Raw genomic sequence first — 24768 nt, forward strand, 5'->3', positions numbered from 1 at the left:
AGATCCGAAGAACCTTGAGGCTCAACGCGTGATCCCAAGCCAGCCTGTAGCGCAGCGCGAACGGCACGCTGAGCACCCACTGCCGCACGGGCACGAGCGGAAACACCGAATCGACGAGGTGCGCGGCAAGCTCCGCCATTCGCCGTCCCGCGCAGCTCGGGCACGACGTGCGGCGCTTGCACGAGAAAGGAATGAGTCTTTCCTTCCCGCACTTCTCGCACTTCAGCCGCGCAAAACCACCCGAGAGCGAGCCGCACGACAGGAACTTCCGCAGCTCGTCCACGACGAAGTCCGGGACGCCCTCCCCGTCCTCTGACCCGCCGCGTGCCTCGCGGAGAAACTCCTCGAGGTTTTCCCGAACGACCTTGTGCAGCACCGTCGCTTCGGGCGTACGCGGACGATACCCGGGGCTCGCCGGACGAAATGACGAACCGAGCGACCAGGAGGGTTCTCTCCGTCGGGCAGCGTTCTCCACGCGGCCGCGGAAACCACGATCCGTGCCGATGGCGGAAAACCAGGAAGGACGCGGCTATTGGAGATTAGGCGACTCGAACGCCCGGCGGAGACGCCGGCGGATGGCGGCGGGCGCCGCTCTAGCACCGCTGTCCCGAAGTTCGGCCCGCAATAGCCCGGCGCTTTCCCCGCTGCCCTGATAAGCGAGCGAAGGGGGCGGCAGAACGGATCATCCAGACAGGCCGTGCCTTTCGAGACGCCTCGAATGGACATCGGTTCCTCAAGAACACGGCCCCGACCATGCAGAAGAGAACCGGAACGGCTTTCGGAGCGGTAGTGTCAATCAATCCCTAAACGGCGAGATCTCGCGGAGCCGCGCGATGAGGGGCGGCATCACCTCGAGCACGCGGTCGACGTCCGCGTCGGTGTTGTACCGGCCGAGGGAGAACCGCACCGAGCCGTGCGCGAAGTTGAACGGCACGCCCATGGCGCGCAGGACGTGCGACGGCTCCAGCGTGCCGGAGGTGCACGCCGAGCCGGACGACGCGCAGATCCCCTCCTGGTTCAGCATGAGCAGGATCGCCTCGCCCTCGACGTTCTTGAAGCTCACGTTGGACGTGCCCGGCAGCCGCTGCTCCTTGTGCCCGTTGAGCCGCGTCCCCGGGATCTTGAGCAGCTCTGCCTCGAGCCGGTCGCGCAGGGCGCGGACCCGGGTCCGCTCGTCGCACACGTGCTCGGCCGCGATCTCCGCCGCCTTGCCGAGCGCCGCGATCCCGGGCACGTTCTCGGTGCCGCCGCGCCGCCCGCGCTCCTGGTGCCCGCCGAGCAGGAACGGCCGGAACCGCTGGCCGCGCCGGATGTAGAGCGCGCCGATCCCCTTGGGCGCGTTCAGCTTGTGGCCCGAGAGCGCGAGGAGATCGATGTCGCTGTCGGCGAGCCGGATCGGGATCTTCCCGACCGCCTGCACGGCGTCGGTGTGGAACAGCGCGTCGTGCTCGTGCGCGATGCGGGCGATCTCCTCGAACGGGAAGATCACGCCGGTCTCGTTGTTCGCGGCCATGACCGAGACGAGCGCGACCTCGGCGTCCATCTTCTCCCGCAGGAGGTCGAGATCGAGCAGCCCGTCGCGATCCACGGGGAGGTAGGTGACGTCGAAGCCCTCGCGCTCGAGCTGGCGCGCCACGTTGAGCACCGCGGGGTGCTCGACGCGCGTCGTCAGCACGCGCTTGCGCCCCTTGCGGGACAGGAGCGCCGACCGGATCGCGGTGTTGTCCGACTCGGTGCCGCAGCTCGTGAACAGGATCTCCGACGCCTGCTCGGCGCCGAGGCACGCCGCGACCTTCTCCCGCGCGTCCTCGATCACCTTGCCCACCGAGCCGCCGAAGTCGTGCATGCTCGACGGGTTGCCATACCTCTCGGTGAAGAACGGCATCATCGCCTCGACGACCTCGGGGGCCACCTGCGTCGTCGCGTTGTTGTCCAGGTACACCGTGCGCATCGGCTACTCCTCCAGCACTTCGAGGGAGATGTTCGGATCGACGATCTCGCGCAGCTTGTCCTCGATCCAGCCGGTCGTCAGCCCGGCCGCGCGGCAGCCTGAGCAGTGCCCGACCATGCGGATCGTCACGCGGTGGCCGTCGATGTCGACGAGGTCGAGATCGCCGGAGTCCTTCTGGAGGATCGGCCGCACTTCGTTGTCGAGCACCTCCTGGATGAGGTTGATCCGCTCGAGGTTCGTGCGCAAGCGCTTGCGCGCGGGCTGGACCGCCGCCTCTTCCGCGGCCTTCTTGCCGAGCTCGTCCTCGAGGATCTCCTCGATCTGCGCGGTGCACGAGCCGCAGCCGCCGCCGGCCTTGGTGTAGTTCGTCACGTCCTCGACGGTCCGCAGGTTGTCCTCGCGGATCACGCGGCGGATCTTGCCCTCGGCGATCCCGAAGCAGTTGCAGACGATCCGCCCCTCGTCCTTCTCCTCCTCGGCCTTCGCCTTGACGCCGCGGTAATCGTTGATCGCGGCCTCGAGCGCCTCGCGGCCCATCACCGAGCAGTGCATCTTCTCGGCCGGCAGCCCGCCGAGCGCCGCCGCGATGTCCTGGTTGGTGATGGAGAGCGCCTCGTCGAGCGTCTTTCCCTTCACCATCTCGGTCAGCATGGACGACGACGCGATCGCGCTCCCGCAGCCGAAGGTCTGAAACTTCGCGTCGGTGATCCGGTCCGTCGCCCCGTCGACCTTGATAGTCAGGCTGAGCGCGTCACCGCAGGCGATCGAGCCGACCTGTCCGGCTCCGTCCGGGGCCTCGATCTTCCCGACGTTGCGCGGCGAGAAGAAGTGCTGCTTGACCAGATCCGTGTAGTCCCACGCCATCGAACGCCTCCTCGCCTCGCCCCCCGGAGGGGTACCCGAGAACCGTTTAACCACTCCGGCGGCGGGTGCCACCGCCGGGGCCGATAAAGATTACTTAAAAGTGGATTTTTGTGAAGGGGGGCGCGCTCAGGAGCGTTTCACCCGCTTGGCGACCGCCTGGTAGTAGTCCCACAGGCGCGGCAGCCCCCACTTGTCGAAGCGCTCCTTGAGCCCCGTGTCCTTCTCGCGCTTGAGCAGCTTGAGCAGGTCGTCGGTCAGCTTGGCGCGCGACGAGAAACGCTCCTTGACCTCCCCGGCGACGTCGATCAGCTTGAGCAGCTTCCCGTTCGCGACGTGGGCGAGCCCCTTGTCTACGTTCAGCCGATCCAGGAACAGGTCGCCCTTGTCGAACAGCGCCTTGAGCTCCTTGACCAGGTTCTCCTTGGAGCCGAAGCGCTCCTTAATCTCGACGAGCGGTGTCTTCTTCATTTTCGCGTCCCTCTTTCCGCCCGCGCGGGCGGTCCCAAAGGCGAAATTCGATAGCACAGGCGCCCCTGGGGTGCAAGCGGAACGGCGGGACGCGCGGGGATGGACCCGATGGACGGAATGGACCCGATGGGCGAAAATGGAGAAGGAGAAACCACCTGATGGAGGGGAAGATGGCGCGACTGGGGATTGCGTGGGCGCTGCTGCTCGCGGCTGGCGGGTGCGGCGACGACGGCGGGCGCGGCGACGCGGGCACCGATGCGGACTCGGACGCGGACACCGATTCCGATTCCGACGTCGATACCGACGCGGACACGGACACCGATTCCGATACCGACACCGATGTCGATACCGACACCGACACCGACACCGATACCGATACCGACACGGACTCGGACTCGGACGTGTGCGGCGGCATCGCCGGCTTCGAGTGCGACGAGACGGACTGGTGCGACTTCGCCCCGAGCGAGTGCGGCGCCGGGGATCAGATGGGCACCTGCGAGCCGCGGCCCGACGGCTGCGCGGAGATCTACGCGCCGGTCTGCGCCTGCGACGGCGCGGTGTACGCGAACGAGTGCGAGGCGCAGGCCGCGGGGCTCGACGTGAACCAGCTCGACGGCTGCACGCCGCCCGGCGGCTTGTTCTCCTGCGGGCCGATCTTCTGCGACCCCGGCTCGACCGACTGCCGGCGCCAGGTGTCGGACATCTGGGGCGAGGACGACGGCTTCGCGTGCGTGGATCTGCCGACCGGCTGCCCCGACACCCCGACCTGCGGCTGCCTCTCTGGCGAGCCCTGCGGCGACCTGTGCGCGGGCACCGGGCTCACCGGCCTCACCCTCACCTGCCCCGGCGGCTGAGGCTCTCGGAGTCCGCTGTCCTCTTCGTTCAGCTGCGGGCGATCGCGCGCTTCGGCCCCGGGGTCTCGGCGTACTCCGGGCAGACGATCCGGTTCTTCGGGTCGACGAGCACGACCTTGGGGGCGTGGCGGGCGAGCTCGTCCGCGTCGTACCCGGCGAAGGTCGCGATGATGACGAGATCGCCGGGCCGGTTCTGGTGCGCCGCGGCGCCGTTGACGCACACGACGCCGGATCCGGACGTTCCCTCCAGCGCGTACGTCTCGATGCGCGAGCCGCGCGTGACGTTCCACACGCTGACCTGCTCGTACGGCAGGATGTCCGCCGCGCGCATCAGCTCCGCGTCGATGGTCACGCTGCCCTCGTAGTCGAGATCCGCGTGGGTCACGGTCGCCCGGTGGATTTTGGACTTGAACATGGTGCGGCGCATGCGCTCTCTCCTCGGCCCCGCCGCGTGCCGTTCCCGTCGTGGGATACAGCCGCCGGGCCAATCGCCCCCGCCGGTTGAAGCTATACCGCGGACGAATCGGGCGTGCAAGGGCCAGCGTCCGGTGGGAAAATGGCGGCGTGATCGCGATCGGCACGAGCGGGTTCGACTACGACGAATGGCGCGGCGCGTTCTACCCCGCGGATCTGCCCAAGGCCAAGTTCCTCGAGTTCTACGCGGACCACTTCAGGGCGCTCGAGCTCAACTTCTCGTACTACAGGATGCCGAACGCGAAGCAGCTCGACTCCATGCTGCGGCGCACCGGCGGCGCGGTGACGTTCGCGATCAAGGCGCACCGCTCCATGACCCACGAGCGCACGGCCGGCGAGGGCGATCTCGCCGCGTTCGTGGAGGCGCTCGCGCCGCTCAGGGAGGCGGGCGCGCTCGGCGCCGTCCTCGCGCAGTTCCCGCAGTCGTTCCACCAGACGGAGGAGAACCGCGGGTACCTCAAGCGGCTCGTCGACAAGGTCGGCCCGCCTTTCGTCGTCGAGCTCAGGCGCGCGGAATGGGCGTCGCCGCAGATCCTCGACTGGCTCGAGCGGATCGGTGCGGGCTTCTGCTGCGTGGACGAGCCCGAGCTGCCGGGGCTCATGCCGCCCTTCGCCGCGGCCACGGCGTCGCCCGGGTACGTCCGGTTCCACGGTCGCAACGCATCGAAATGGTACGTCCATGATCGCGCGGAGGAGCGGTACGACTACCGCTATGATGATCGCGAGCTCGCCGCGTGGGCGCCGAAGATCCTGGAGCTCGAGCGCAAGGCGGGCGACGTGCTCGTCTTCTTCAACAACCACTTCCAGGGCAAGGCGGTGGACGGGGCCAAGGCGCTCGAGCGGCTGCTCAACCGAACCGCCTCGGGTCCGCCTCGGCGAGCGCGGCCTTGAGCGCGGCGTGGCCGTCGAGCCGGCCGAGCGCGGCGCGGACGCGGCCGAACGAGACGTCCACGAACGGCAGGAACGACGGGTTTCCCCTCACGCGGTCGATGAACACGAAACGGCCGCCGTCCTTGAGCTTGCGCTGCACGGTCACGAGATCGAACTCGCGGGCGAGCGCCGCCGCGTCGAGGCCGCGCCTCTCGGCGTAGCGCGCGATGATCCGGCGCTGCAGCTCGAACGGCACGTCGACGTAGGAGTCGTTCAGGAGCGCGACGAGATCGTACACTCGCGGGCCTTCGAGCGCGTCCTGGAAGTCGATGACGACGAGGCTCGAGGGGTGCGCGGCGTCGCCCGTGACCATGAGGTTGCGCGACTGGTAGTCGCGGTGCACGAACCCGCGCGGCAGCTCCGCGATCTCGGCCGCGAGCGCGTCGAACGCCGCGTCGAGGCGGGCGCGCCTCCCGGGATCGAGCGGCCCGAGGAGCGCCTCGGCGCCCCACTCGCGGTAGTGATCGAGCTCCCACCGCAGGAGCGCGACGTCGAACTCGCGGCGCGCGGCCTCGCACCCCGCCGGGACCGGCCACATCGCGTCGTGCAGCGTCGCGAGCAGATCGACCGCCGCCCCGTACCACGCCTCCATGCCGTTCGGGCCGACCGCCTGGATGCGCCGCGCGAACGTCTCGTCGCCGAGATCCTCGAGCAGCACCGCGCCGTCAGAGACCGCGTCGAGGTACACCTCGGGCACGCGGATACCCGCCGCCGCGAGGTGCCGGCGCACGTTCAGGAACGGCAGCTCCGCGGGCGGGGCTCCGGCGGTCGCCTCGTCGCTCCGGAGCGCGTCCTCCGGGAGCTCCATGACGATCAGCCGCGCCGGCCGGGCGCCGGGCCCGAGCACGACGCGGTGGTAGCGGCGGCTCGACGCGTCGCCCTTCAGCGTCTCGAAGCGCGCGACGGTCTTCGGTCTCCCATAAAGGCGCAGGAGCAAGGCGTCGAGCTGCATGCGCGGCCTCCTTCGGGCAGCAGCATATGCTACTCTTTGGGCCGTGGACCAGTTTGCGGACAGGGCCGTGGGCTCCGCTGTCGAGCGGGCGCTCACGCACCTCGGGCTCGCCGCCGAAGACGGCTTTCGCCGCGCCCTCGCCCTCTACGCGGCCGAGGTGTCCAAGTGGAATCGGCGTGTCAACCTCACCGGCGCCAAGACCGCAGAGGCTTTCGTCGACGCCCCGCTGTTCGACGCGTTGACGCTCCTGCCGGTGCTCGCCGAGGACGCGCCGCTCGTCGACATCGGCTCGGGCGGCGGCCTGCCCGGCCTGCCCGCCGCGCTCTACCGCCGCGATCTCCGCGTCGTCCTCGTCGAGCCCCGGGCGAAGCGCGCGTCGTTTCTTCGCCACGCCGTGCGGGTCCTCGGCCTCTCCTGCGACGTCGTCGAGGCGCGGGCCGAGCAGCTCGAGGCCGGCGCGTACGGCGCGGCGGTCTCCCAGGCGGTGTGGCCGGCGGCGGAGTGGCTCGGCCGTGCGATCCGGCTCGTGACCCCGGCCGGCGCGATCTACGCCCTCTCGTCGACGCCGATCACGGATTCGGATCTCCCGCCCGGCTGCCGGATCGACGCGGTGTTCGAGACGAAGCGCCCGCTCGACGGCGCCCCGCGCTTCGCGGTCCGGGTGCGGTGGGACGTGAAGTAGCGGCCGCCCATCGAAAGTCGCATGCGGGAACGAACACCGCCGCTATTCGTTTCTACTCCCAAATCTGTTCCGCGCGGAGAATCGCGGTGTCGTCGACGCTGTTGTGCAGGAGGTACACGTCGCCGTCGTGATCGCCGGCAACGTCCACGAAAGCCCTGTCGTGGCACACGAGCTCACGGTCCCAGGCGTCGCCGTTCTTGTACCAAACGTTTCCCACGCCGTCCGCCGCGATGACGCGCTCCATGTCGAGGCCCCATATCGAACCGATGTCGGTGCACCCGGTTTCCGGGAAATAGGCCTCGTGCTCGCCGCCCAGCTCCTCGATAAAATCGAAGATACCACTCTCCGCGTTCACCTGGCCCACGACCAGCCCGGTCATGTCGTCGCCGACATGGACGTCCCACACTTCGACACTGCCGGGCATGCCCGGATCGATTTCTTCCACTACCCATTCTCCGCCGTCCATGTGAACGGCGATGGTTTCGTAGACCGCGCTTCCTTCCGCGACAAACTGGCCGACAAACGTCGGCTCTCCGCTCTCCGCGACCGCCAGGCTGGTCGGGTAGAAGGAATCTCCGGACGCGATCGGAAGGTCCGGATACTCCCAAGTCCCGTCATCGTAGAAATGCGCCACCTTCTCCGGGTTGGCACAGATCCCCCACCCCTGGCCATCGGCCATTTCGTGGCTACGGATGAAGCCGCACGGGTCGGCGGGCAGCAGTGTTGTCCAGGTTTCCCCTTCCCGAACGGCGAGGGTTCCGTAGGCGCCCACCGTCAACTGCCCTGCTCCCTCGGCCGACCAGATCCCGGAAAGAACCTCGTTGACAGGTGCGATCGCCTCCTCCGTCCAGGGCGAGCTCGAGTCGGCGCGGTGCATCACAACACCGCCGTATCCAGTCGCCCACGCCTCACCCGATGGGTCCACCCAGATGTCGTACACACCGTTCGTCTGCACGTTCGTTGTCAGGCCATCGAAAACGTAGAGCGTATCGCCGGCGACGAACTCGGCGCGGCCGGGTTCGGCGCTCCAAACCACCATCCGGGTATGTGGTGCCGGGTCGCTCCCATGGTAGGACGCCAGATTCTCTTCCCATACCACCGAAGGCTCGCCATCCTCGAAATACCAGACCGTTCCCCACTCGCCCCACGTGTTGTCGGCCGTGCTCTTGTCGTCTGGGTATGGCTCCACGATGTAACGAGCCACGGCGAAGAAGTCGTCAAGACCGGTTCCAGAGACCCCAACGAATTCGAACGAGAAATAGAAGGCGTCCGTGCCGTCATAGTTGGTCCACGTGAGCCCGTCGTATTCGAGCAGGTAGGAGCCCCACGCGTAAAAGACATGACCCTCGCTCGTCACCCAAACCTGCACCGAATCGCAGCTCGACGAAAGGTCCATGAAAGCGACGGGATCCAGCAGGAGCGCGAGCGACACGCCGTCGAAATGGTAGAGCCCGTCGCACGACGCCGCGTAGACGTCATCGGGGGCGATGCCGACGACCGACGTGAAAACGGTACCATCGCTCTCTGGCTCCTCCAGCGCGGCGCCGTCGAATCGCAACAGCCGCCCGTCCTCGATGATGAAACCGGTCCCGTCGTCGGCAATCCATACGTCCTCGAAATTGTCCAAGTCACGCACGGTGGTATAGGATGTCCCATCAAACCGGCGCACCGTCCCGTCCAGGTACGATCTGTACTGGTCCTCCTCGGACGGCCCGCTGAAACCCAGCAGGCCCTCATCGTAGATTCGTTCGCTCTCCCACGACAAATCATCGATCATGAAGATTCGTTCAAGACGATGCCGGTTGTAGGCACAGACGGCGCCATCGTCGACGCCGACCCACAGGCCGTCGAGGCGACTGCTGTAGTACGTCAAAGAACTGTAAATGCTCACCCATTTGTCCTCGACGCAGTCGGAATCGGTACCGGCATCGGTGTCGGTCGAGGCGTCCACCGAAGCGTCCACGTCCGCGTCCGGGCCCTGTGCAGTGTCGTCGCCGCAACCGGCAGCGAGTAGGATCCACAGCAGAAAAAAAAGAGAACGACGTAACATCACCTGCGACCTCGTTCCCGCGCCCGTGCGCCTAAGCGATCCGTCCCGACAGATTGATGCATTCGTTCTTCTGCCACGCCCCCTCGACCTCTTCCGGAATAGTACCACAGCGCAGGGAAGGGTCGTTCCGTTTTCCCGAGTCGCACACCCGGCAAGTAGATGGCTCTTCATAAACACCGTTCAAGATCACAAATTGGTGATTTTGAACGAACGACCGCGTTCCCTTGGAGCGGGATATGCAACCCGTTGAACGTCGAATCGTGTTTGCCGGGTCAGGTGGAGGAGATCAGATCGAGGCCTGGAGCATCAGGAACAGGTCGTGGGACGTCGGGATGTAGCCGGGATCGTCCACCCCCGCGACCTTGCCGTACCCGGTCGAGGTGTTCAGCCGGTACATGAGCTGCAGCTTCAGGTTGTTGCCGAAGAAGTAGTAGCTGACGCCCGCGCCGGGGTAGAGGCGCGTGCCGCGCACGTCCGTCTTCTCGTCGACCATGTCGAACCGGGCCGCGACCTCGAGCTGCTTGGGAAGGACGAAGTAGCCGACCTGCACGTACGTGCCGATCCCGAGCCCGTCGATCAGCCCGCCCTTGGTGCCGATGCCGTTCGTGGTGTCGATGGCGTCCTGGATCTCCGTCGCCGCGTCGTCCGGGAGCCAGACCTTGTGGATGTAGAACTCGCCCACGAACGAGAGGCCGATCATCTGGAACCCGAGGTCGACGCCGATCTTGAGCTGGTTGTCGTAGTAGAGCGCGTCGAAGGTGGTCTGCGCGGGGTCGGCGCACAGGGCGGCGCCGCAGTCGAACCCCTTCATCACGCGGTCATGGCGCTTGTTGTACATGAAGCTCACGCCGAGCGCGAGGCCCGGCTTCTCGGAGATCGCGCTGTCCGACTCGTCCCCGAGCGGCAGCGTGCGGCCGACACCGGCCGGCGCGAGCGGGTGCACGGCGAGCCGGCCGCCGACCATGACGTCGATGTTGCCGGGCGCTGCCAGCGGGTCTCCGCCGGTGCCGATCGTGTCGCCGATATCCTTGACCTTGGGGTTCGGATCCAGCGCGCTGCCGCCCTCGCCGTTCCACACGCCGATGCCGTACTCGAACGTGTCCGCGATCATGCCGAACACGCCGACGCCGAGATCGCGATCGAGCCCGAGGCCGAGCTTGGAGTCGGTCCACGCGGCGGCGACCTCGGTCATCTGGAGCATCGTCGTGGCGGCCATGAACTGGCGGCCGAACCACGGGCGGAAGCGGCCCGCGCGCACCGCGAAGATCCCGTTCCACGGATCGATGTCGGCGAAGTAGTCGACCAGGCCGAAGGAGCCCGTCTTGAACTCCGAGTCGAGGTACAGCCGGGCGAACTTGAAGAAGCCGGCCCTCATGCCCAGCCGCGCGCGCTGGAACACGAAGCCCGATCCCGCCATCTTGTCCTCTTCCGCGTCCGGGTTGATGAGCATCTGGAGTTTCGGCTGCACGAAGCCGGTCGGCTGCAGCTTGAAGTTGCCGTCCTCGGAAGCGAACTCTATCTTCTTGGTCCAGGTGCCCTGCACCGGGCTCGAGGCGGCCGGCTCGGGGGCCTGCTCCGCCTCCTCCTCCGCGTCTTCGGCCACCACCTCGTCGTCGACGACGACGGCGGCTTCCTCCTCGGCCTCGGTCTCCGCCTCAGCCTCTGCCTCGCCGGCCTCCGCTTCGGCCGCCGCCGCCTCGTCCGCCTTGTCCGCATCGGACGCGGCCTGCGCCGCGGCCATCGCCGGCAACGCGAGCAGGGCCGCAAAGGCGGCCGTGAACAGAACGATCTGTTTATTGGTCATGGGCTTCTCCTCCTCTTGTCGGCCGCCTTTCCCGGCGGCCTGCCCCGGATCATTCCTCAGCGACGAGGCATGCTAACATGTCGTTTCGTCTATAGCTAACTCGTTGCATTGTCCAGCCGCGGATAGGTGCGCGCGTGGCTCACCTCCACCGCGATGCGACAGCCCGTCTCGACCCCCTTGAGGAGATCCGAGCGCCGCGGGAACTGCGCGAACACCGGCCCGACGCCGTCGAGCTGGGCGTCCACGCGCACCCTGTCGCCGAGCGGCGTCAGCCGCGTCACCGTCGCCGGGCCGGCGTCGTCCCGGAAGAAGCGGAAGTCGTACGAGCGGACGACGACCCGCACCCGCGAGCCGTCCGCCCACTTCTTCGCCAGCACGCGCACCACGCCGAGCGCCGCCACCCCGCCCTCGACGATGGCGTCGAACACGTTCACGTCCCCGACGAACCGCGCGACGAACTCGGAGTTCGGGTGATCGAGGATCTCGACCGGCGCCCCGTCCTGCTCGAGCCGACCCTCGTTGATGATGATCACCTGATCCGCGAGCGAGAACGCCTCCTCTTGATCGTGCGTCACGAAGATCGACGTGATGTTGATCTCGTCGTGCATGCGGCGCAGCCACCGGCCGAGCTCCTCGCGGACCTTGGCGTCCACCGCACCGAACGGCTCGTCGAGGAGGAGCAGCCGCGGCTCCGGGGCGAGCGCGCGGGCGAGCGCGACACGCTGCCGCTGACCGCCGGACAGCTCGTGCGGCAGCCGCCCGCCGAACCCGACGAGGCCGACGAGCTCGAGCAGCCTGTCGACGCGGATCTGTCGCTCCTTGGGGGGCACGTTGCGCACCTTGAGGCCGAAGCCGACGTTCTCGGCCACGTTCATGTGCCGGAACAGCGCGTAGTGCTGGAACACGAACCCCACGTCACGCTTGCGCGTGTGCAGGTGATCGACCTTGTTCCCGTCGAGCTCCACCGAGCCCGCGTCCGCGGCCTCGAGCCCCGCGATCATGCGCAGGATCGTGCTCTTGCCGCCGCCCGACGGCCCGAGCAGCGCCGCGAGCCGGCCGTCTTTGACCTCGAAGGTGACACCGTCCACGGCGACGAAATCGCCGAACTTCTTGCGCAGGGACTTCACGGAGATGCCCATGCTACGCCTCCTTGCGCACGCGGCGCTTCAGCCGCTCGAGGACCACGAGCACCCCGATGCTCGCGAGCGCGAGGATGAGCGACATCCCGGCGGCGGCGCCGTCGCGGCGCTCCTCGACCGCCTCGTAGATGAACGTCGTCGCGGTGTCGGTCTGGCCGCTGATCGCGCCGCCGAGCACGAGCACCGCCCCGAACTCGCCGAGCGCGCGGGCCGCGGTCAGCGTGACGCCGAAGGAGAGGCCGTGCCGGATGTTCTTGAAGGTGACGAGGCGGAACGTCTGCCCGCGCGACGCCCCGAGCGTGGCGGCCGCGTCCTCCTCCGTCGTGCCGAGCTCCTGGAGCACGTTGCTCACCTCGCGCACGACGAACGGCATCGTGACGAACACCGTCCCGACGACGAGGCCGGCGAACGAGAACAGCACCTGGATTCCCAGAGGTTCCGTGAGCGGCCTGGCCCAGCCGTCGGCGCCGAAGATGAGGATGAACGCGAGCCCGATCATCACGGGCGACACGGCGAGCGGCATCTCGATCAGGCCGTTCAGGAGCCGCCGCCCCCAGAACCGCTGCCGCGTCAGGACGAGCGCCGCGGCCACGCCGAAGACGCAGTTGATCGCGATCGCGATCGCCGTGATCGCGACCGTCCGGCCGAGCGCCGGCAGCGCGCCCGAGGCGAGCAGCTCGTCGACCACGCGCCCCGGCCCGCTCGCGAAGAACTGCTTCACGACGGCGCCGAGCGGGGCGATCGCCAGGAGCCCGAGGTACGCGACGACGACCGCCAGGAGCGCGGCGCGCCGCGGCGTGATCCTCGAGCGGGCGTCGGCGCCGGCCCTAGCCACGGTTCACCGTCGCGAGGCGCTCGAGGCTCTGCGCCGAGAGCGTGGAGAGGAGCGCGACGCCGATGAGCGCCACCGCGACCGCGGACGCGGCCTCCGGGAAGCCGGACTCGATCTCGCCGAACACGTAGACCGGCGCGGTCAGCGTCTTGTTCGGGATGTTCCCGGCCACGACGACGATGGATCCGAACTCGGCGAGCGCCCGCGAGAACGCCTGCGCCGCGCCGCTGCCGATGGCGGGCAAGAGCGGGGGCAGGATCACGCGCCGCAGGGTGAGGAACCCGCTCGCGCCCAGCGTGGACGCCGCCTCCTCCTCCGCCGGATCGAGCTCCATGAGCACCGGCTCCACGGCCCGCACGGTGAACGGGAGCGAGACGAAGGCGAGCGCGAGGACGATCGCCGGCTCCGCGAACGCGATCTTCACCCCCACGGCCGCGAACGCCGCGCCGATCACGGTCTGGGGACCGAGCAACGCGACGATCGCCATGCCGGCGACGAGCGTCGGGATCGCGAGCGGGAGGTCGACGAACGCGGACAGTAGGCCGCGGCCGGGAAACCTGTACCGCACGAGCACCCAGGCGACGACGACGCCCATGACGCCGCCGACGACCGCCACGAGGAGCGACGTCCAGAGCGTCAGCACGAGCGCCGACTGCGCGACGGGCGAGGTGATCGCCGCGAGGGCCCCCGCGACACCGCCGCCGAACCCGACCTTGACGAGCGTCGCGAGCGGCAGCACCACGAGGAGCATGACGTAGAGGGCGACCCCTCCGCGCAGGGCGATGTCGACCCGGGACGTGCTCCGTTCGAGGCGGGGGAGTCGCATCGAGCTACCTGCCGAGCGACGCGATCACCTGGCCGTACACGCCGGTCTCGCCGAACACCTTCTCGATCATCTCCGGCCAGCCGCCGAGATCGCGGACCGTGAACAGGTCCGTGACCTTGGGCAGCTTCGCCTCGACCTCGGCCGCGACGGCGGCGTCCACGGGGCGCAGGCCGTACTCGGCGAACGCGCGCTGCTGCTCGGGCAGCTTGGCGAACTCCACGAACGCGGTCGCGATCTCGCGCGTGCCGTGCTTATCGACGTACTTGTCCACCACGGCGATCGGGTTCTCGATGAGCAGCGTCGACTTCGGCACGACGTAGTCGTACTTGAGTCCGCTCTTGTTCCCCACGAGCACCTCGTTCTCGTACGTGATCGCGACGTCGCCCACGCCCTTCTCGAACGTGAGCATCGACTCGCGCGCCCCCTTGTCCATGATCGTCACGCGGGCGAACACCTTGGAGAGCAGCGCCTTGGCCGACTCGACGTCGCCGGCCTTCGCCGACGCGACGTGGCCGCGCATCGCCGCGCCGTACATCGCGAGGACGTTCCACATGGCGCCGCCGCTCGTCTTGGCGTTCGGCGTGAGCACCTCGACGTCCGCGCGGCCGAGATCCTCCCAGTCCTTTATGCCCTTCGGGTTGCCGGATCGCACCGCGAGCACCGCGATGGAGCGCGACACCATGCCGTTGTCCGGCCGCTCCCCCCACTTCGCGTCGATGAACCCCGCGTCGACGAGCCGCTGCACGTCCGGGGCGAGCGACAGCGCGACGACGTCCGCCTCGAAGCCGCCGGCCACGGCGCGCGACTGGGCGCCCGACCCGAGGTACGACTCCTGGAACACGACCTTCTGGCCCTTCTTCTCCAGCCAGTGCTTCTGGAACGCCGGGATGATCGCCTTGCCGTACGCCTCGCGCGGCGTCGTGTACGCGGCGAGCGTCAGCGTCACCTCCCCGGGCGCCGCCGTCGCCTTCCCTCCGCCCGGCGCGGCCGGGTCGGCTTCCCCCGCGCCCTTGCCGCCGCACGCGGCGCAGAGGAACGCGCAGGCCACGATCGCCGTCGTCAGCCTTCCGTTCTTTCGATCACGTTTCATGCCCCTCGACCTTTCATGGCGCCGCCCGGCGCTGATTTCGGCAGAACGCAAGCACGGACCGTGCCGAGAAATAACGCCCAGAAACTATCAAAAGAGACGGAATTGTCAAAAAAAGGGATTCGCGACAGGAAAATCTCCTTTATTTGACAGTAATTTAGAATTCCATCATATTTCGCGGGCATCTGGAGATCGAGAGCTTGGACGTCGTGTACGAAATCTGGCGCGAGATCGCGGGCAACCTCGAGCTCGACGCCGCGCTCCAGCGGATCCACGCCGTGCTCGCACGGCAGATGCCGCTCGCTTCGCTGCTCGTGCGGGAGATCCTGCTCGCGCCGCCGCACCTCGTCACGGCGGCGGTCGGCTGCGCCGGCGAGGCGCCCGCCGCGGTGCGCACGGATCTCGACCCCGGGCAGGTCGGGCGGCTCGTCACCTGGTGCCGCCGCAACGCCGCGGATCGCGCGCGCCGGGGGGACGGCGGCTGGCTGGGAGAGATCGCGATCCCGCACGGGGAGGACGGCGAGGCGATCGTCGGGCCGCTCACCTCGGACGCCGGGCCAATCGGCCTTGCGGTGTGGCTCGCCGAGCCGGGGCGGCGTTTCCGGCCGGATCACCTGAGCACGGCCGAGGCGCTGCTCGGTGCGCTCGTGACGGCGTTCGCCAACGGCAAGCGGGTCCGCGAGATGGAGCGCGCGCGGCAGGCGATGGAGGCGGACAAGGACGCCCTGCTCTCCCGCCTGGCGCGGCAGGACATCTCCGACACGATGATCGGCTCGAGCGCCAACTTCCGGGAGGTCGTGGCGCGGGCCGAGCAGGTCGCCCCGACGGACGCGCCGGTGCTCATCCTCGGCGAGACCGGCACCGGCAAGGAGGTGATCGCCAGGGCCATCCACGCGCGGTCGCGGCGATCGGGGGGGCCCTTGTTCCGGGTGAACTGCGGCGCGATCCCGACGGAGCTCGTCGACTCGGAGCTGTTCGGTCACGAGCGCGGCTCCTTCACCGGCGCGGTCGCCTCCCGCAAGGGCTGGTTCGAGCGCGCGGACGGCGGCACGCTGTTCCTCGACGAGATCGGCGATCTGCCTCCGGCGGCACAGGTGAGGCTCCTGCGCGTGCTCCAGGACGGCTCGATGGAGCGGGTCGGCGGCCAGCGGACGATCCAGGTCGACGTGCGCGTGGTCGCGGCGACGAACGCGGATCTCGGGCGGATGGTCGCCGATGGGCGCTTCCGGGAGGACCTCTGGTACCGGATCAGCGTGTTCCCGATCCGGCTCCCGCCTTTGCGCGAGCGGCCGGAGGACATCCCGGATCTCGCGGCGCACTTCGCGTGGCGCGCGGGCAAGCGGCTCGGCGGCACCCCGCTCTCCGTCTCGGCGGACGACGTCCGCCTGCTCGTGGGCTACGGCTGGCCCGGCAACGTCCGTGAGCTCGCCGCGGTGATCGAGCGCGCGGCGATCATCGGCGACGGCAAGCGGCTCGACATCCCTACCGCCCTCGGGCGGAGCGATCCCGGCGCGCCGCGGTCTCGGGAACCGCGTGCGGCGCAGCCGGCCGTCGCGGAGGCGGCGGTCGCGCCCGAGGCCATGTCCCCGGACGACGCGCCCGGGCACGGGGCTATGGCGCGCTTCTCGCCCCTCGACGAGATCGTCGTGCGCCACGTCGAGCAGGCGCTCGCGCGATGCCACGGCCGGGTGGAGGGCCCCGCGGGCGCCGCGGCCGCGCTCGGCCTGAATCCCAACACGCTGCGCGCGAAGATGAGGAAGCTAGGAATCGACTGGAGGAAGTTCAAAGGGAAGAAGTGATGGACGAAATGGATCCCAGCCCTTCTACCTGTCCATTTCGTCCACCGCGTCCATTAGGTCCATTCCCTTCCTAGCAGTACCCGCAGACCGAACAGGCGTTCCAGCAGCAGTCGCCGGCGGTCACGCAGTAGGAGTCGCAGTAGCACGAGCCGCCGCTCGAGCCGCACTCGGACGAGTCGCACGACAGGGAGGGGTCTCCCCCTCCGCCGCAATCCCCGCACCCGTACGACTCCACCTCGCTGACGCAGAGGCTGTCCCATGACGTCGCGCAGCAGTAGGAGTCGTAGGAGCACACACAGGACGAGATCGACGGAATCGTGCAGCCGGTTCCGCTGTGAACCACGCAGCAGTCGCCCGTCGAGCTGCCGCAATCGGACGGACACGTCGAGGAGCTCTCGGTGCCGTTGCAGCACCCGTCGCCGCAGTACGTCCCGCAGTCCTGGGTGCACGTGCAGGTGGTCTCGCTCGCGGCGCTCACGCAGTAGCCGTCGCCGCAGGTCGTCCCGCAGTCGGGGTAGCAGTTGCCGGGGTTCTCTGTCCCGTTGCAGCACGTGTCGCCGCAGGACGTCCCGCAGTCCTGGGTGCAGCTACAGGTGGTCTCGCCCCCGTTGCAGGCGGTGTCTCCGCAATAGGGATCCGCGTCCGTGTCCGCGTCCGTATCCGTGTCCGCGTCCGTATCCGTGTCCGCGTCCGTATCCGTATCCGTGTCCGAGCCGCCGACCTCGCAGCAGACGTCGTCGACATCGACGCAGCCGTACTCGTCGTGAACCGCGCCGACCAGCGCGCACACGCCGACCGTATAGCAGGAGTACGGACACGCATCGGCGTCCGTGTCGGTATCGGTGTCGGCATCGGTGTCCGCGTCGGTGTCCGTGTCGGTGTCGGCGTCCGTATCCGTGTCCGTGTCCGTGTCGGAATCGCTGTCCGTGTCGGTATCGCTGTCCGCATCACCGTCCGTATCGGAATCCGCGTCGGAATCGGAATCCGAATCGGAATCGGAATCGGAGTCCGAGTCGGCATCGCTCGCCTCGAACTCGTCCGCCGTTCCCTCCAGCCCGGCACAACTCGAGAGCGCCGCGCAGAGCGCCACGGTGATCGCGGTCGAAATGGCTCGCATGCTCTCCCCCTTGAACGCCCCGGCGTTCGTCCATTGCCATCGCCGCTTTTATTGTAACACAGACCCCCCGCGGTGCGCCTCTTCCTGTAGAATGTCCGGGATGAACGCCCGGATCCCTCGTCCGACACCGCGAGCGAGCCTCCTCGTCGCGATCGCGGTCGCCGTCTGCGCGGCGCTCGGCGCGTGCGACGGCTCCCGAACGCAGATTCCACCCAGCAGCGACCCGGCCCCGATCCCGGTCGTCGTGGCGCCGACCAATCCCGGCATCCGCTGGGTCGGGCGCTGGGACACTTCCGATCCCGAGGTCGCGCGCGCCGCGTGGTCCGCGGTCGGGCTCTCCTTCCGCTTCACGGGCACCTCTCTCGCCCTCGACCTCGAGGACGAGGCGCTCGTGGACGGCACGCCGGACGATGACTGGCTCGTGATCGCGCTCGACGGCACGCGCCTCGATCCGGCCAGGCTCTCCCAGGGCCGCCGGATCTACGAAGTCGCGCGCAACCTCCCGAAGGGTGCGCACGAGGTTTCGGTCGCGAAGCGGACCTCGGCCGAGGTGGGGGCGATCGGGCTGCGCGGGATCATCCTCGATCCGGGAGCCTCTCTCGGCTCGCGGCCCGCGGCGCCGCCGCGGACCATCGAGATCGTCGGCGATTCGATCAGCACCGGCTTCGGCGTGCTCGGAAAAAACGCCGACTGCCCGTTCTCGGCCGCGACCGAGGACGCGACGCAGGCCTACGGCGCGCTCGCCGCGCAAGAGCTCGGCGCCGACGTCTGGATCGCGGCGTGGATGGGCAAGGGCGTGTTGCGCAACGACGATCTCGCGGACACCGAGACGCTCCCGGAGCTCTACGAGCGCGTCCTGCCAGGCGTCAAGGGCTCGAGGTACGACTTCGCCGTCCAGCCGGACGTCGTCGTGCTCAACCTCGGCACGAACGACTTCGCGCGCACCGCCCCACCCGACGCCGAGTTCCGCGCCGCCTACACCGCGTTCGTCGCGCGTCTTCGGGAGCTCCACCCCGAGGCGCTCCTCGTGCTGGCGCTCGGGCCGATGCTGTTCGACGAGGGCAAGATCGACTTCCGCACCCTCGCCCGAAACGCGATCCAGGCGACCCTCGCCGAGGGGCGAGCGCGGGGGGACGCCAAGATCGAGGCGATCGAATTCTGGTCCAATCCCGCGGAGGGCGCCGGGTGCCAGTTTCACCCGAGCCTCGCGCCGCATCGGCGCATGGCGGACGAGCTCGCGAAGCTGATCGAGACGAGACTCGGCTGGAAGCGGAACTAGAGGATCACCTTCTGCACCGCGCGAAACGCCGGGTGCTTGGAGCCGCGCATCGCCTCGAATGCGAACATCTCCACCGAACCGACCACCGCGCCGCAGTGGAGGACGCGCCGGACCGCCTCCTCCTTGTGGCGCGGATCGCGCGACCCGACCGCCTCTGCGATGTAGAAGACGTCGATCTCGCGATCGAGCGCCTCGAGGGCGGTCTGCATGACGCACACGTGCCCCTCGATCCCGACGAGCGCGAGCGTCTCGATCCCGGACTCGGCGAACGCCGCCTCGAACGCGGGCTCGCCGAAGCACGAGAACGCGACCTTCTCGATAGGCGTGTACGCGCCGACCTTCTCGAGCGCGGCCCGCACCTCGGGGATCGTGGCGCCGAGCCCCTTCACGTACTGCTCGGTCACGAGGATCGGCAGCTCGAGGCGGCCGGCCACCTCGATCGCCTGGAGCGCCCGCTCGAGGACGTTCTCCTTGTCGTGGATGAACGGCCAGAGCTTCTCCTGGATGTCCACGACGAGCAGGCCCGCCGTGTCCGGGTCGAACAGGAACGACCCGTCGAGGTCGTCGAGATCTTCGTCGTCGTCGTGCGTGTGGGGATTCGGTGCGTCGTGCATCGCAGTCCTCCTTCGCGCGGCGTCGCGCCGCGTGCCGCACGATCCATCGCGCGGCGGGCGGTGTCAAGACGCGCCGGGCCGGCCCGAAGGTGTCGTAACCTTCCAATTTCCAATTTCGGATTGGCCGGTTCTTTCTGCAGAGGCCCGTTCGGAACGCCGTACGGGCTGATGCCCGCGATCACGGGCGTTGCGGGGCGTTGTCTCCCCTGGGGTCGCGCAAATTGGAAATCGGAGGGTTACGACACGCTGACCGCTCTGACCACTCATCGATTTGGAGCCCGGGCGCCTGGGCCAGCCTACAGCCTCCGTTCGAAGAACCGAGTGATCGCGGAGAACACGTGGGCGCGGGTCTTGCCGCCCCTGAGCCCGTGGCTCTGGCCCGGGTAGAGGTGCAGCTCGAACGCCTTGCCCGCCTCGACGAGCGCGTCGACGAACCGCGCCGTGCCGACGAAGTGGACGTTGTCGTCGGCGAGCCCGTGCGCGAGCAGCAAGGGCGCGTCGAGCTCTCCCGCCGCGCCGAGGAGCGAGGAGGCCGCGTAGCCCTCCGGGTTGTCCTCCGGCCGCTGCATGTAGCGCTCCGTGTACGCCGTGTCGTACTCCTGCCAGTCGATCACCGGCGCGACCGCCGCGCCCGCGCGGAAGGCGCCGCCGCCCTTCGCGAGGAGCGCTATCGCCATCGTGCCGCCGTACGACCAGCCGAACACCCCGACGCGCATCGAATCGACATAGGGTTGATCCTTCAGGTAGTCGAGCGCCGCGAGCTGGTCCTCGATCTCCGCGGCGCCGAGCCGCAGGTGGATCGGCGTCTCGAAGTCGCGCCCCCGCCCGGCGCCCCCGCGGCCGTCCACGGTGAACACGACGAACCCGCGCGCGGCGAGCAGATCCCGCCACGGCTGCATCGACGGGTGGAAGGCGTCCCGGACCGTCTGCACGCCGGGGCCGCCGTACACGTACACGATGACCGGGTAGCGCACCTCGGGATTGAACGCCGCGGGGCGCGTGACGTGGCACCACAGCTCGGTGCCGTCCGCCTTCTCGATCGGGTACAGGTCGTTCGCGACGTCCTCCCGCGCGTACGGCGCGAGATCGGCCGCGGCGACGGTAAAGGGCGGCGCGTCCTCGTCGTCGTCGCCGGGCGCGATCACGTCGACCCGCGGCGTCAGGTCGAGCGCGGAGTGCGTGTCGGCGTAGACGGTGCCCGCCGCCGAGAACAGCGGGCGGTGCACGCCGCCCTCGGCCGACACCCGCACCGCGTCGCCGCCCGCGAGGGGCACGCGGAACACGCCGTACGACACCGGGCTCTCGACGTTGGCCGTGAAGTAGGCGACGCCGTCCTTCTCGTCGACGCCCGCGATCTCGGACACGGTCCATTTCCCGCTCGTGAGCCGCCGCTCGACGACCCCGTCCGCGCCGACGAGGTAGACGTGCGCGAAGCCGTCGCGCTCGCTCAGCCAGAGGAACTTCGCGCCGTCCGAGACGAACCGCGGCTCGCCGAGGAGGTTCACCCAGCGCGGATCGCGCTCCTCGAGGATCCGCGCGCACGCCCCGGTCTCGGCGCCGCAGCCGAGGAGCTCGAGCACGGTCTGGAGCCTGTCGATCCGGATCACGGCGACCCGATCCGACTTGGGGAACCAGGTGACGCGCGGCAGGTAGATGTCCCTCTCCGCGCCGGTGTCGATCCAGACGGGCGCGATCGCGCCGGCGCGCGAGACGTCCGCGATCCCGATGCGGACGTCCGGGTTCGGCTCGCCCGGCCGCGGGTAGGCCTGCGCGCGGGAGGTGCCGGCCAGATCGTCCGGGATCCGCACGTGGCCGGTCCTCGACTCGTCGACGGCGTAGAACCAGAGCTTCTTGCCGTCCGGGGACCACCCGAGCCCCTTCTCGGTCCCGAACTCCTCGCCCATCACCCAGGTGACGCCGCCGAAGTACATCGACGGCTTGCCGCCCCGCGTGACCGCTCGTTCGCCCCGCGTCCCGAGATCGTAAATATAAACGTCGTTGTCGCGGGTATAGGCGATCCGCCTGCCGTCCGGCGCGGCCGCGAGGCTCGCCTCCGGGGCCTCCGTCGCGGTCAGCCGCTCGGCCTCGCCCGCGAGGTCGACCGCGTACACGTCTCCGTCGACAATCGCCGCGAGCCGCGACGCGGAGAGCCACGCGTGCTCCTCCACGGAACGACCGTCGCCGACCACGATCGGCTGCTCCTGCTTCGCCCCGATCTCCGCGATCCACAGGCCCCTGCTCCCTCCGCCGGATTCCTGGGCCCGCAAGAACGCCAGCCGCGCGCCGTCCGGGGACCAGGCGAGGCCGGTGGGGACGCGGCCCGTGATCGGCACCCTCCCGAAGATCCGCTCCATCTCGGGGTCGACGTCCACGCTCTCGATCGCGAGATCCTTCAGGCAGTGCGGCGGCGTGGCGGGGGGACGACCGCCGCAGGCGCCGACCGCGACGGCCAGCGCGAGCGCGACATGGCGGATGTTCTTTTTCATGGTTTGGTTTCGGTGGAGCAGATGGGACTTGAACCCACGACCTCCGCGTTGCGAACGCGGCGCTCTCCCAGTTGAGCTACTGCCCCGGTCGTCAACGCCCGGCGAGCCGGCTGGCCGGGCGGAGGGGGATTATATGCCCCCCGACTCGAGCGACAAGTCATTTTTTCCCCTGCCGGGCTCACTTGTTCGGCGGTCGCGCGGCCTGTAGACTCACCCGCGATGTCCGCTCCATCGAACGCGTTCGATCCGACCATCCTGACCGAGGCCGGCGCCCCGGCGGCCGCCCAGGCGATGCGGAGCTGTCCGACCTGCGGCGAGCGTTTCCCACCCGACTTCAAGCTGTGCCCGCGCGACGGCGCTGCGCTCGGCGAGGCGGTGGCGGGCGACGGGGATCCGTTGATCGGCGCCGTGATCAACGCGACGTACGAGATCACCTCGTGCATCGGAGAGGGCGGCATGGCGCGGGTGTACGAGGCGATCCACCGCCGCATCCGTTCGCGGCGGCTCGCGCTCAAGGTGCTGAACGCGGATCTCGCCCGCTTCCCGGAGATCGTCGCGCGCTTCGAGCGGGAGGCGACGGCGGCGGCGCAGATCGGGCACCCGGGCGTCGTGGCCGTGCACGACGTCGGCCACGTGCCGGACGGCCGGCCGTTCATCGCGTACGAGCGCCTCGACGGGTCGGATCTCGGCGACGTCGTGAAGCGCACGGGCAAGCTCGGCGTCCCGGCCGCGGTGGGCATCGTGCGGCAGGCCGCCCGGGCGCTCGAGGCGGCGCACGCTCAGGGCGTCGTGCACCGCGACGTCAAGCCCGAGAACCTGTTCGTCGTCGGCACCTCCGGCGCGCCGCACGTGAAGATCCTCGACTTCGGCATCTCCAAGGTCGACGAGAGCTTGGGCGCGGCGCTCACGCAGACCGGCTCGGTGCTCGGCACGCCGGCGTACATGTCGCCGGAGCAGGCGCGCGGCGACAAGGTCGACCTGCGCACCGACATCTACTCGCTCGGCGCCGTGCTCTACAGGCTCGCGACCGGCGCCCGCCCGTTCGAGGGCGTCGAGGCGGCGGCCACGATCAGCGCGCTGCTCACCACGACCCCGGCGCGGCCGCGCTCCATCGACCCGAACCTGCCCGAGGCGCTCGAGATCGTGATCCAGAAGGCGATGGCCGAGCGGCCGTCCGAGCGCTACGCGACGATGGCCGACTTCGACGCCGCGCTCGCGCCGTTCGACACGGGAGAGGGGCTCGCGGAGCTCACGGTCGCCGGCCCGGCGTTGCCGCGGCGGGCGCGATCCTCGGCCGAACGGACCGCGGCGGTGGCCGAGATCGAGAGGTCGCGCAAGGAGGCCCGCGCTGCGCGGCCGACGATCGTCGCTGTCGGGGTGGTCGCGTTCGCGTGCGCCGTGCTCGCGCTCGCCGACGCCGCCGCGTCGGGCGTGAGAGCGATCAAGGGCAAGGACGTCACCTCGGCCGAGGGGATCCTGATCCTCGTCGGCGTGCTCGCTGCGGTGGCCACGCCGCTCGTCTTCATCCTGCGCAAGGTGATCCGCGGCGTCTGGTCGAACTCGGCCCGCGCGGTCGAGCTCGCGCGCGTGCTGAGGAACGCGGCGATCATCGCGCTCGCAGCCTACGGCTTCGCGGCGCTCGTGATCCGGTTCGCCTGCGGCGTGCTGCTGCACCACGCCGTGTCGTCGTCCGGGCCGGGCTACAGCCTCCTCCTCGCCGGGATCGCGGCCGCGGCCGGGGCGATCGTCGTGCTCTTGCTCAGGCTCAAGCGGGGTCGATAGGCCAGACCGGCAGCGCGCTTCACTCGCAGTCCAGGATCTCGAAGCATTCCCAGTGCGTGGACTCGTCGTTGTAGCCGCAGAAGTAAGAATTTCCGCCGCACTGCTCATAGCCGTGGCAGCCATCGGTGGTGGTCCGGCACGCCAGACGGTTGGCCCCACTACAGGTCCCGCGGCTGACCCCGCACTCGAAGGATCCGCAATCCGCGTCCGTGCGGCAGTCGGCAGGCACACAACGCGTGACATAAGCCCCGGCCTCCTCGCACAGGCACGCCTCGTCGGCCGAGCAGTCGGCGTCGCTCGCGCAAGGCGTGATACAAACGCAATCACCATAGTAGGTGCCGTGGCACGTTTGACCGGGAGCGCATCCGTCGTTGCAGCTTGGCTCGTCGCATCCGTCGCTCACGGCGACGTCCGTGCAGGCGATCGCAGCGTACCTGTGCTGGCTCCCGTCCGCGCACTGCTCGATCCCGGTCGGGATATCCGCCCCGCCGTCCGGCGAGGGCTGCGTGACGTCGAAGGCGTCCACACACAGGTCGCCCGCGTCCGCACCTGCATCCGAATCCGTATCCGTATCCGTGTCCGCCGAGCCGTCGGGAGTTTCTCCCGCCTCGTCACCGCTGCAGCCGACGAGCAGGGCGAGCGGAACGAGGATCGCGATCAATGACCAACGGGCAATCGCATTCGACATCGCCTTCTCCTCTTCATCTTCGGCGATCCTACCGCGTCGCGGACGCCCCTTCCCGTCTCAAATGGCTGCAACGGGTGTGCCAGGCGATGC

General features: G+C 69.1%; 22 protein-coding genes and 1 tRNA gene. 6 read left to right on the plus strand and 17 right to left on the minus strand.

What is annotated here, in order from left to right; translation table 11 throughout:
- The 4 genes from M0R80_18740 to M0R80_18755 all read right to left on the minus strand — a co-directional run.
- On the minus strand, nucleotides 1-376 hold a 376-nt coding region (locus M0R80_18740), incomplete at its 3' end, for a transposase zinc-binding domain-containing protein (protein ID MCK9461672.1).
- Between the two features lie 420 nt (nucleotides 377-796).
- On the minus strand, nucleotides 797-1951 hold the full coding sequence (nifS, locus tag M0R80_18745) for a cysteine desulfurase NifS (GenBank protein MCK9461673.1): 1155 nt from the start codon (nucleotides 1949-1951) through the stop codon (nucleotides 797-799).
- A 3-nt stretch (nucleotides 1952-1954) separates the two neighbouring features.
- Nucleotides 1955-2815: a Fe-S cluster assembly protein NifU gene (gene nifU, locus M0R80_18750; protein MCK9461674.1), complete on the minus strand. Its 861-nt coding sequence runs from the start codon at nucleotides 2813-2815 to the stop codon at nucleotides 1955-1957.
- A 126-nt stretch (nucleotides 2816-2941) separates the two neighbouring features.
- Nucleotides 2942-3283, minus strand: a complete 342-nt coding sequence (locus tag M0R80_18755) for a hypothetical protein (protein ID MCK9461675.1) — start codon at nucleotides 3281-3283, stop codon at nucleotides 2942-2944.
- Nucleotides 3284-3453: 170 nt separating this feature from the next.
- Between M0R80_18755 and M0R80_18760 the strand changes: the two genes are divergently transcribed.
- On the plus strand, nucleotides 3454-4137 hold the full coding sequence (locus tag M0R80_18760; protein MCK9461676.1) for a hypothetical protein: 684 nt from the start codon (nucleotides 3454-3456) through the stop codon (nucleotides 4135-4137).
- A gap of 28 nt (nucleotides 4138-4165) precedes the next feature.
- Here M0R80_18760 and M0R80_18765 read toward each other — a convergent pair whose 3' ends face one another.
- Nucleotides 4166-4564: an aspartate 1-decarboxylase gene (locus M0R80_18765; GenBank protein ID MCK9461677.1), complete on the minus strand. Its 399-nt coding sequence runs from the start codon at nucleotides 4562-4564 to the stop codon at nucleotides 4166-4168.
- 137 nt (nucleotides 4565-4701) lie between these two features.
- Between M0R80_18765 and M0R80_18770 the strand changes: the two genes are divergently transcribed.
- Nucleotides 4702-5502: a DUF72 domain-containing protein gene (locus M0R80_18770; GenBank protein MCK9461678.1), complete on the plus strand. Its 801-nt coding sequence runs from the start codon at nucleotides 4702-4704 to the stop codon at nucleotides 5500-5502.
- On the opposite strand, the gene M0R80_18775 is transcribed toward M0R80_18770, so the two are convergent.
- Nucleotides 5459-6493: a phosphotransferase gene (locus M0R80_18775; GenBank protein MCK9461679.1), complete on the minus strand. Its 1035-nt coding sequence runs from the start codon at nucleotides 6491-6493 to the stop codon at nucleotides 5459-5461. The two genes, M0R80_18770 and M0R80_18775, sit on opposite strands and share 44 nt — an antisense overlap.
- A 43-nt stretch (nucleotides 6494-6536) precedes the next feature.
- Between M0R80_18775 and rsmG the strand changes: the two genes are divergently transcribed.
- The gene (rsmG, locus tag M0R80_18780) at nucleotides 6537-7175 is read left to right on the plus strand and encodes a 16S rRNA (guanine(527)-N(7))-methyltransferase RsmG (protein ID MCK9461680.1); all 639 of its coding nucleotides are present in this window, start codon (nucleotides 6537-6539) and stop codon (nucleotides 7173-7175) included.
- A gap of 52 nt (nucleotides 7176-7227) precedes the next feature.
- On the opposite strand, the gene M0R80_18785 is transcribed toward rsmG, so the two are convergent.
- From M0R80_18785 to M0R80_18810, 6 genes are all read right to left on the minus strand, one after another.
- The gene (locus M0R80_18785) at nucleotides 7228-9228 is read right to left on the minus strand and encodes a hypothetical protein (GenBank protein MCK9461681.1); all 2001 of its coding nucleotides are present in this window, start codon (nucleotides 9226-9228) and stop codon (nucleotides 7228-7230) included.
- A 283-nt stretch (nucleotides 9229-9511) separates the two neighbouring features.
- Nucleotides 9512-11029 (minus strand): OprO/OprP family phosphate-selective porin, encoded by a 1518-nt coding sequence (locus M0R80_18790; GenBank protein ID MCK9461682.1) that lies wholly within the window; start codon nucleotides 11027-11029, stop codon nucleotides 9512-9514.
- A gap of 95 nt (nucleotides 11030-11124) precedes the next feature.
- Nucleotides 11125-12168, minus strand: coding sequence for an ABC transporter ATP-binding protein (locus tag M0R80_18795; protein MCK9461683.1), 1044 nt, complete (start codon nucleotides 12166-12168; stop codon nucleotides 11125-11127).
- A gap of 1 nt (nucleotide 12169) precedes the next feature.
- Nucleotides 12170-13003: an ABC transporter permease subunit gene (locus M0R80_18800; GenBank protein ID MCK9461684.1), complete on the minus strand. Its 834-nt coding sequence runs from the start codon at nucleotides 13001-13003 to the stop codon at nucleotides 12170-12172.
- Complete coding sequence (locus tag M0R80_18805) at nucleotides 12996-13826, minus strand: sulfate ABC transporter permease subunit (GenBank protein ID MCK9461685.1); 831 nt, start codon at nucleotides 13824-13826, stop codon at nucleotides 12996-12998. Before M0R80_18805 ends, M0R80_18800 begins: the two co-directional genes overlap by 8 nt.
- Nucleotides 13827-13830: 4 nt before the next feature.
- Nucleotides 13831-14916 (minus strand): sulfate ABC transporter substrate-binding protein, encoded by a 1086-nt coding sequence (locus tag M0R80_18810; protein ID MCK9461686.1) that lies wholly within the window; start codon nucleotides 14914-14916, stop codon nucleotides 13831-13833.
- Between the two features lie 206 nt (nucleotides 14917-15122).
- On the opposite strand from M0R80_18810, the gene M0R80_18815 reads away from it, so the two are divergent.
- Nucleotides 15123-16712: a sigma 54-interacting transcriptional regulator gene (locus M0R80_18815; protein ID MCK9461687.1), complete on the plus strand. Its 1590-nt coding sequence runs from the start codon at nucleotides 15123-15125 to the stop codon at nucleotides 16710-16712.
- A gap of 70 nt (nucleotides 16713-16782) precedes the next feature.
- Here the strand turns inward: M0R80_18815 and M0R80_18820 are convergent, their stop codons facing one another.
- Nucleotides 16783-17829: a hypothetical protein gene (locus tag M0R80_18820; GenBank protein MCK9461688.1), complete on the minus strand. Its 1047-nt coding sequence runs from the start codon at nucleotides 17827-17829 to the stop codon at nucleotides 16783-16785.
- 100 nt (nucleotides 17830-17929) lie between these two features.
- On the opposite strand from M0R80_18820, the gene M0R80_18825 reads away from it, so the two are divergent.
- Entirely contained in the window at nucleotides 17930-19108 is a 1179-nt protein-coding gene (locus M0R80_18825; GenBank protein MCK9461689.1) for a GDSL-type esterase/lipase family protein, read from the plus strand.
- On the opposite strand, the gene M0R80_18830 is transcribed toward M0R80_18825, so the two are convergent.
- The 3 genes from M0R80_18830 to M0R80_18840 form a co-directional block, all read right to left on the minus strand.
- Nucleotides 19105-19722, minus strand: coding sequence for an isochorismatase family protein (locus M0R80_18830; GenBank protein MCK9461690.1), 618 nt, complete (start codon nucleotides 19720-19722; stop codon nucleotides 19105-19107). The genes M0R80_18825 and M0R80_18830 overlap by 4 nt on opposite strands.
- A gap of 296 nt (nucleotides 19723-20018) precedes the next feature.
- On the minus strand, nucleotides 20019-22208 hold the full coding sequence (locus M0R80_18835) for a DPP IV N-terminal domain-containing protein (GenBank protein MCK9461691.1): 2190 nt from the start codon (nucleotides 22206-22208) through the stop codon (nucleotides 20019-20021).
- 13 nt (nucleotides 22209-22221) lie between these two features.
- A tRNA-Ala gene (locus M0R80_18840) sits at nucleotides 22222-22294 on the minus strand.
- A 133-nt stretch (nucleotides 22295-22427) separates the two neighbouring features.
- On the opposite strand from M0R80_18840, the gene M0R80_18845 reads away from it, so the two are divergent.
- The gene (locus M0R80_18845; protein ID MCK9461692.1) at nucleotides 22428-23990 is read left to right on the plus strand and encodes a serine/threonine protein kinase; all 1563 of its coding nucleotides are present in this window, start codon (nucleotides 22428-22430) and stop codon (nucleotides 23988-23990) included.
- Nucleotides 23991-24009: 19 nt separating this feature from the next.
- Here M0R80_18845 and M0R80_18850 read toward each other — a convergent pair whose 3' ends face one another.
- A complete protein-coding gene (locus M0R80_18850; protein ID MCK9461693.1) occupies nucleotides 24010-24678 on the minus strand; it encodes a hypothetical protein in 669 nt (222 codons plus the stop codon).
- Between the last annotated feature and the right edge of the window lie 90 nt (nucleotides 24679-24768).

It is taken from the genome of Pseudomonadota bacterium (assembly GCA_023229365.1).
In the GTDB taxonomy this organism is placed as follows: Bacteria; Myxococcota_A; Polyangia; order JAAYKL01; family JAAYKL01; genus JALNZK01.

Excerpts from the sequence above, each read along its gene's own strand:
- nifS (MCK9461673.1), bottom strand. The coding sequence starts at position 1,951 with ATGCGCACGGTGTACCTGGACAACAACGCGACGACGCAGGTGGCCCCC.
- nifU (MCK9461674.1), bottom strand. The coding sequence starts at position 2,815 with ATGGCGTGGGACTACACGGATCTGGTCAAGCAGCACTTCTTCTCGCCG.
- M0R80_18755 (MCK9461675.1), bottom strand. The coding sequence starts at position 3,283 with ATGAAGAAGACACCGCTCGTCGAGATTAAGGAGCGCTTCGGCTCCAAG.
- M0R80_18760 (MCK9461676.1), top strand. The coding sequence starts at position 3,454 with ATGGCGCGACTGGGGATTGCGTGGGCGCTGCTGCTCGCGGCTGGCGGG.
- M0R80_18765 (MCK9461677.1), bottom strand. The coding sequence starts at position 4,564 with ATGCGCCGCACCATGTTCAAGTCCAAAATCCACCGGGCGACCGTGACC.
- M0R80_18775 (MCK9461679.1), bottom strand. The coding sequence starts at position 6,493 with ATGCAGCTCGACGCCTTGCTCCTGCGCCTTTATGGGAGACCGAAGACC.
- M0R80_18790 (MCK9461682.1), bottom strand. The coding sequence starts at position 11,029 with ATGACCAATAAACAGATCGTTCTGTTCACGGCCGCCTTTGCGGCCCTG.
- M0R80_18795 (MCK9461683.1), bottom strand. The coding sequence starts at position 12,168 with ATGGGCATCTCCGTGAAGTCCCTGCGCAAGAAGTTCGGCGATTTCGTC.
- M0R80_18805 (MCK9461685.1), bottom strand. The coding sequence starts at position 13,826 with ATGCGACTCCCCCGCCTCGAACGGAGCACGTCCCGGGTCGACATCGCC.
- M0R80_18810 (MCK9461686.1), bottom strand. The coding sequence starts at position 14,916 with ATGAAACGTGATCGAAAGAACGGAAGGCTGACGACGGCGATCGTGGCC.
- M0R80_18820 (MCK9461688.1), bottom strand. The coding sequence starts at position 17,829 with ATGCGAGCCATTTCGACCGCGATCACCGTGGCGCTCTGCGCGGCGCTC.
- M0R80_18825 (MCK9461689.1), top strand. The coding sequence starts at position 17,930 with ATGAACGCCCGGATCCCTCGTCCGACACCGCGAGCGAGCCTCCTCGTC.
- M0R80_18830 (MCK9461690.1), bottom strand. The coding sequence starts at position 19,722 with ATGCACGACGCACCGAATCCCCACACGCACGACGACGACGAAGATCTC.
- M0R80_18835 (MCK9461691.1), bottom strand. The coding sequence starts at position 22,208 with ATGAAAAAGAACATCCGCCATGTCGCGCTCGCGCTGGCCGTCGCGGTC.
- M0R80_18845 (MCK9461692.1), top strand. The coding sequence starts at position 22,428 with ATGTCCGCTCCATCGAACGCGTTCGATCCGACCATCCTGACCGAGGCC.
- M0R80_18850 (MCK9461693.1), bottom strand. The coding sequence starts at position 24,678 with ATGTCGAATGCGATTGCCCGTTGGTCATTGATCGCGATCCTCGTTCCG.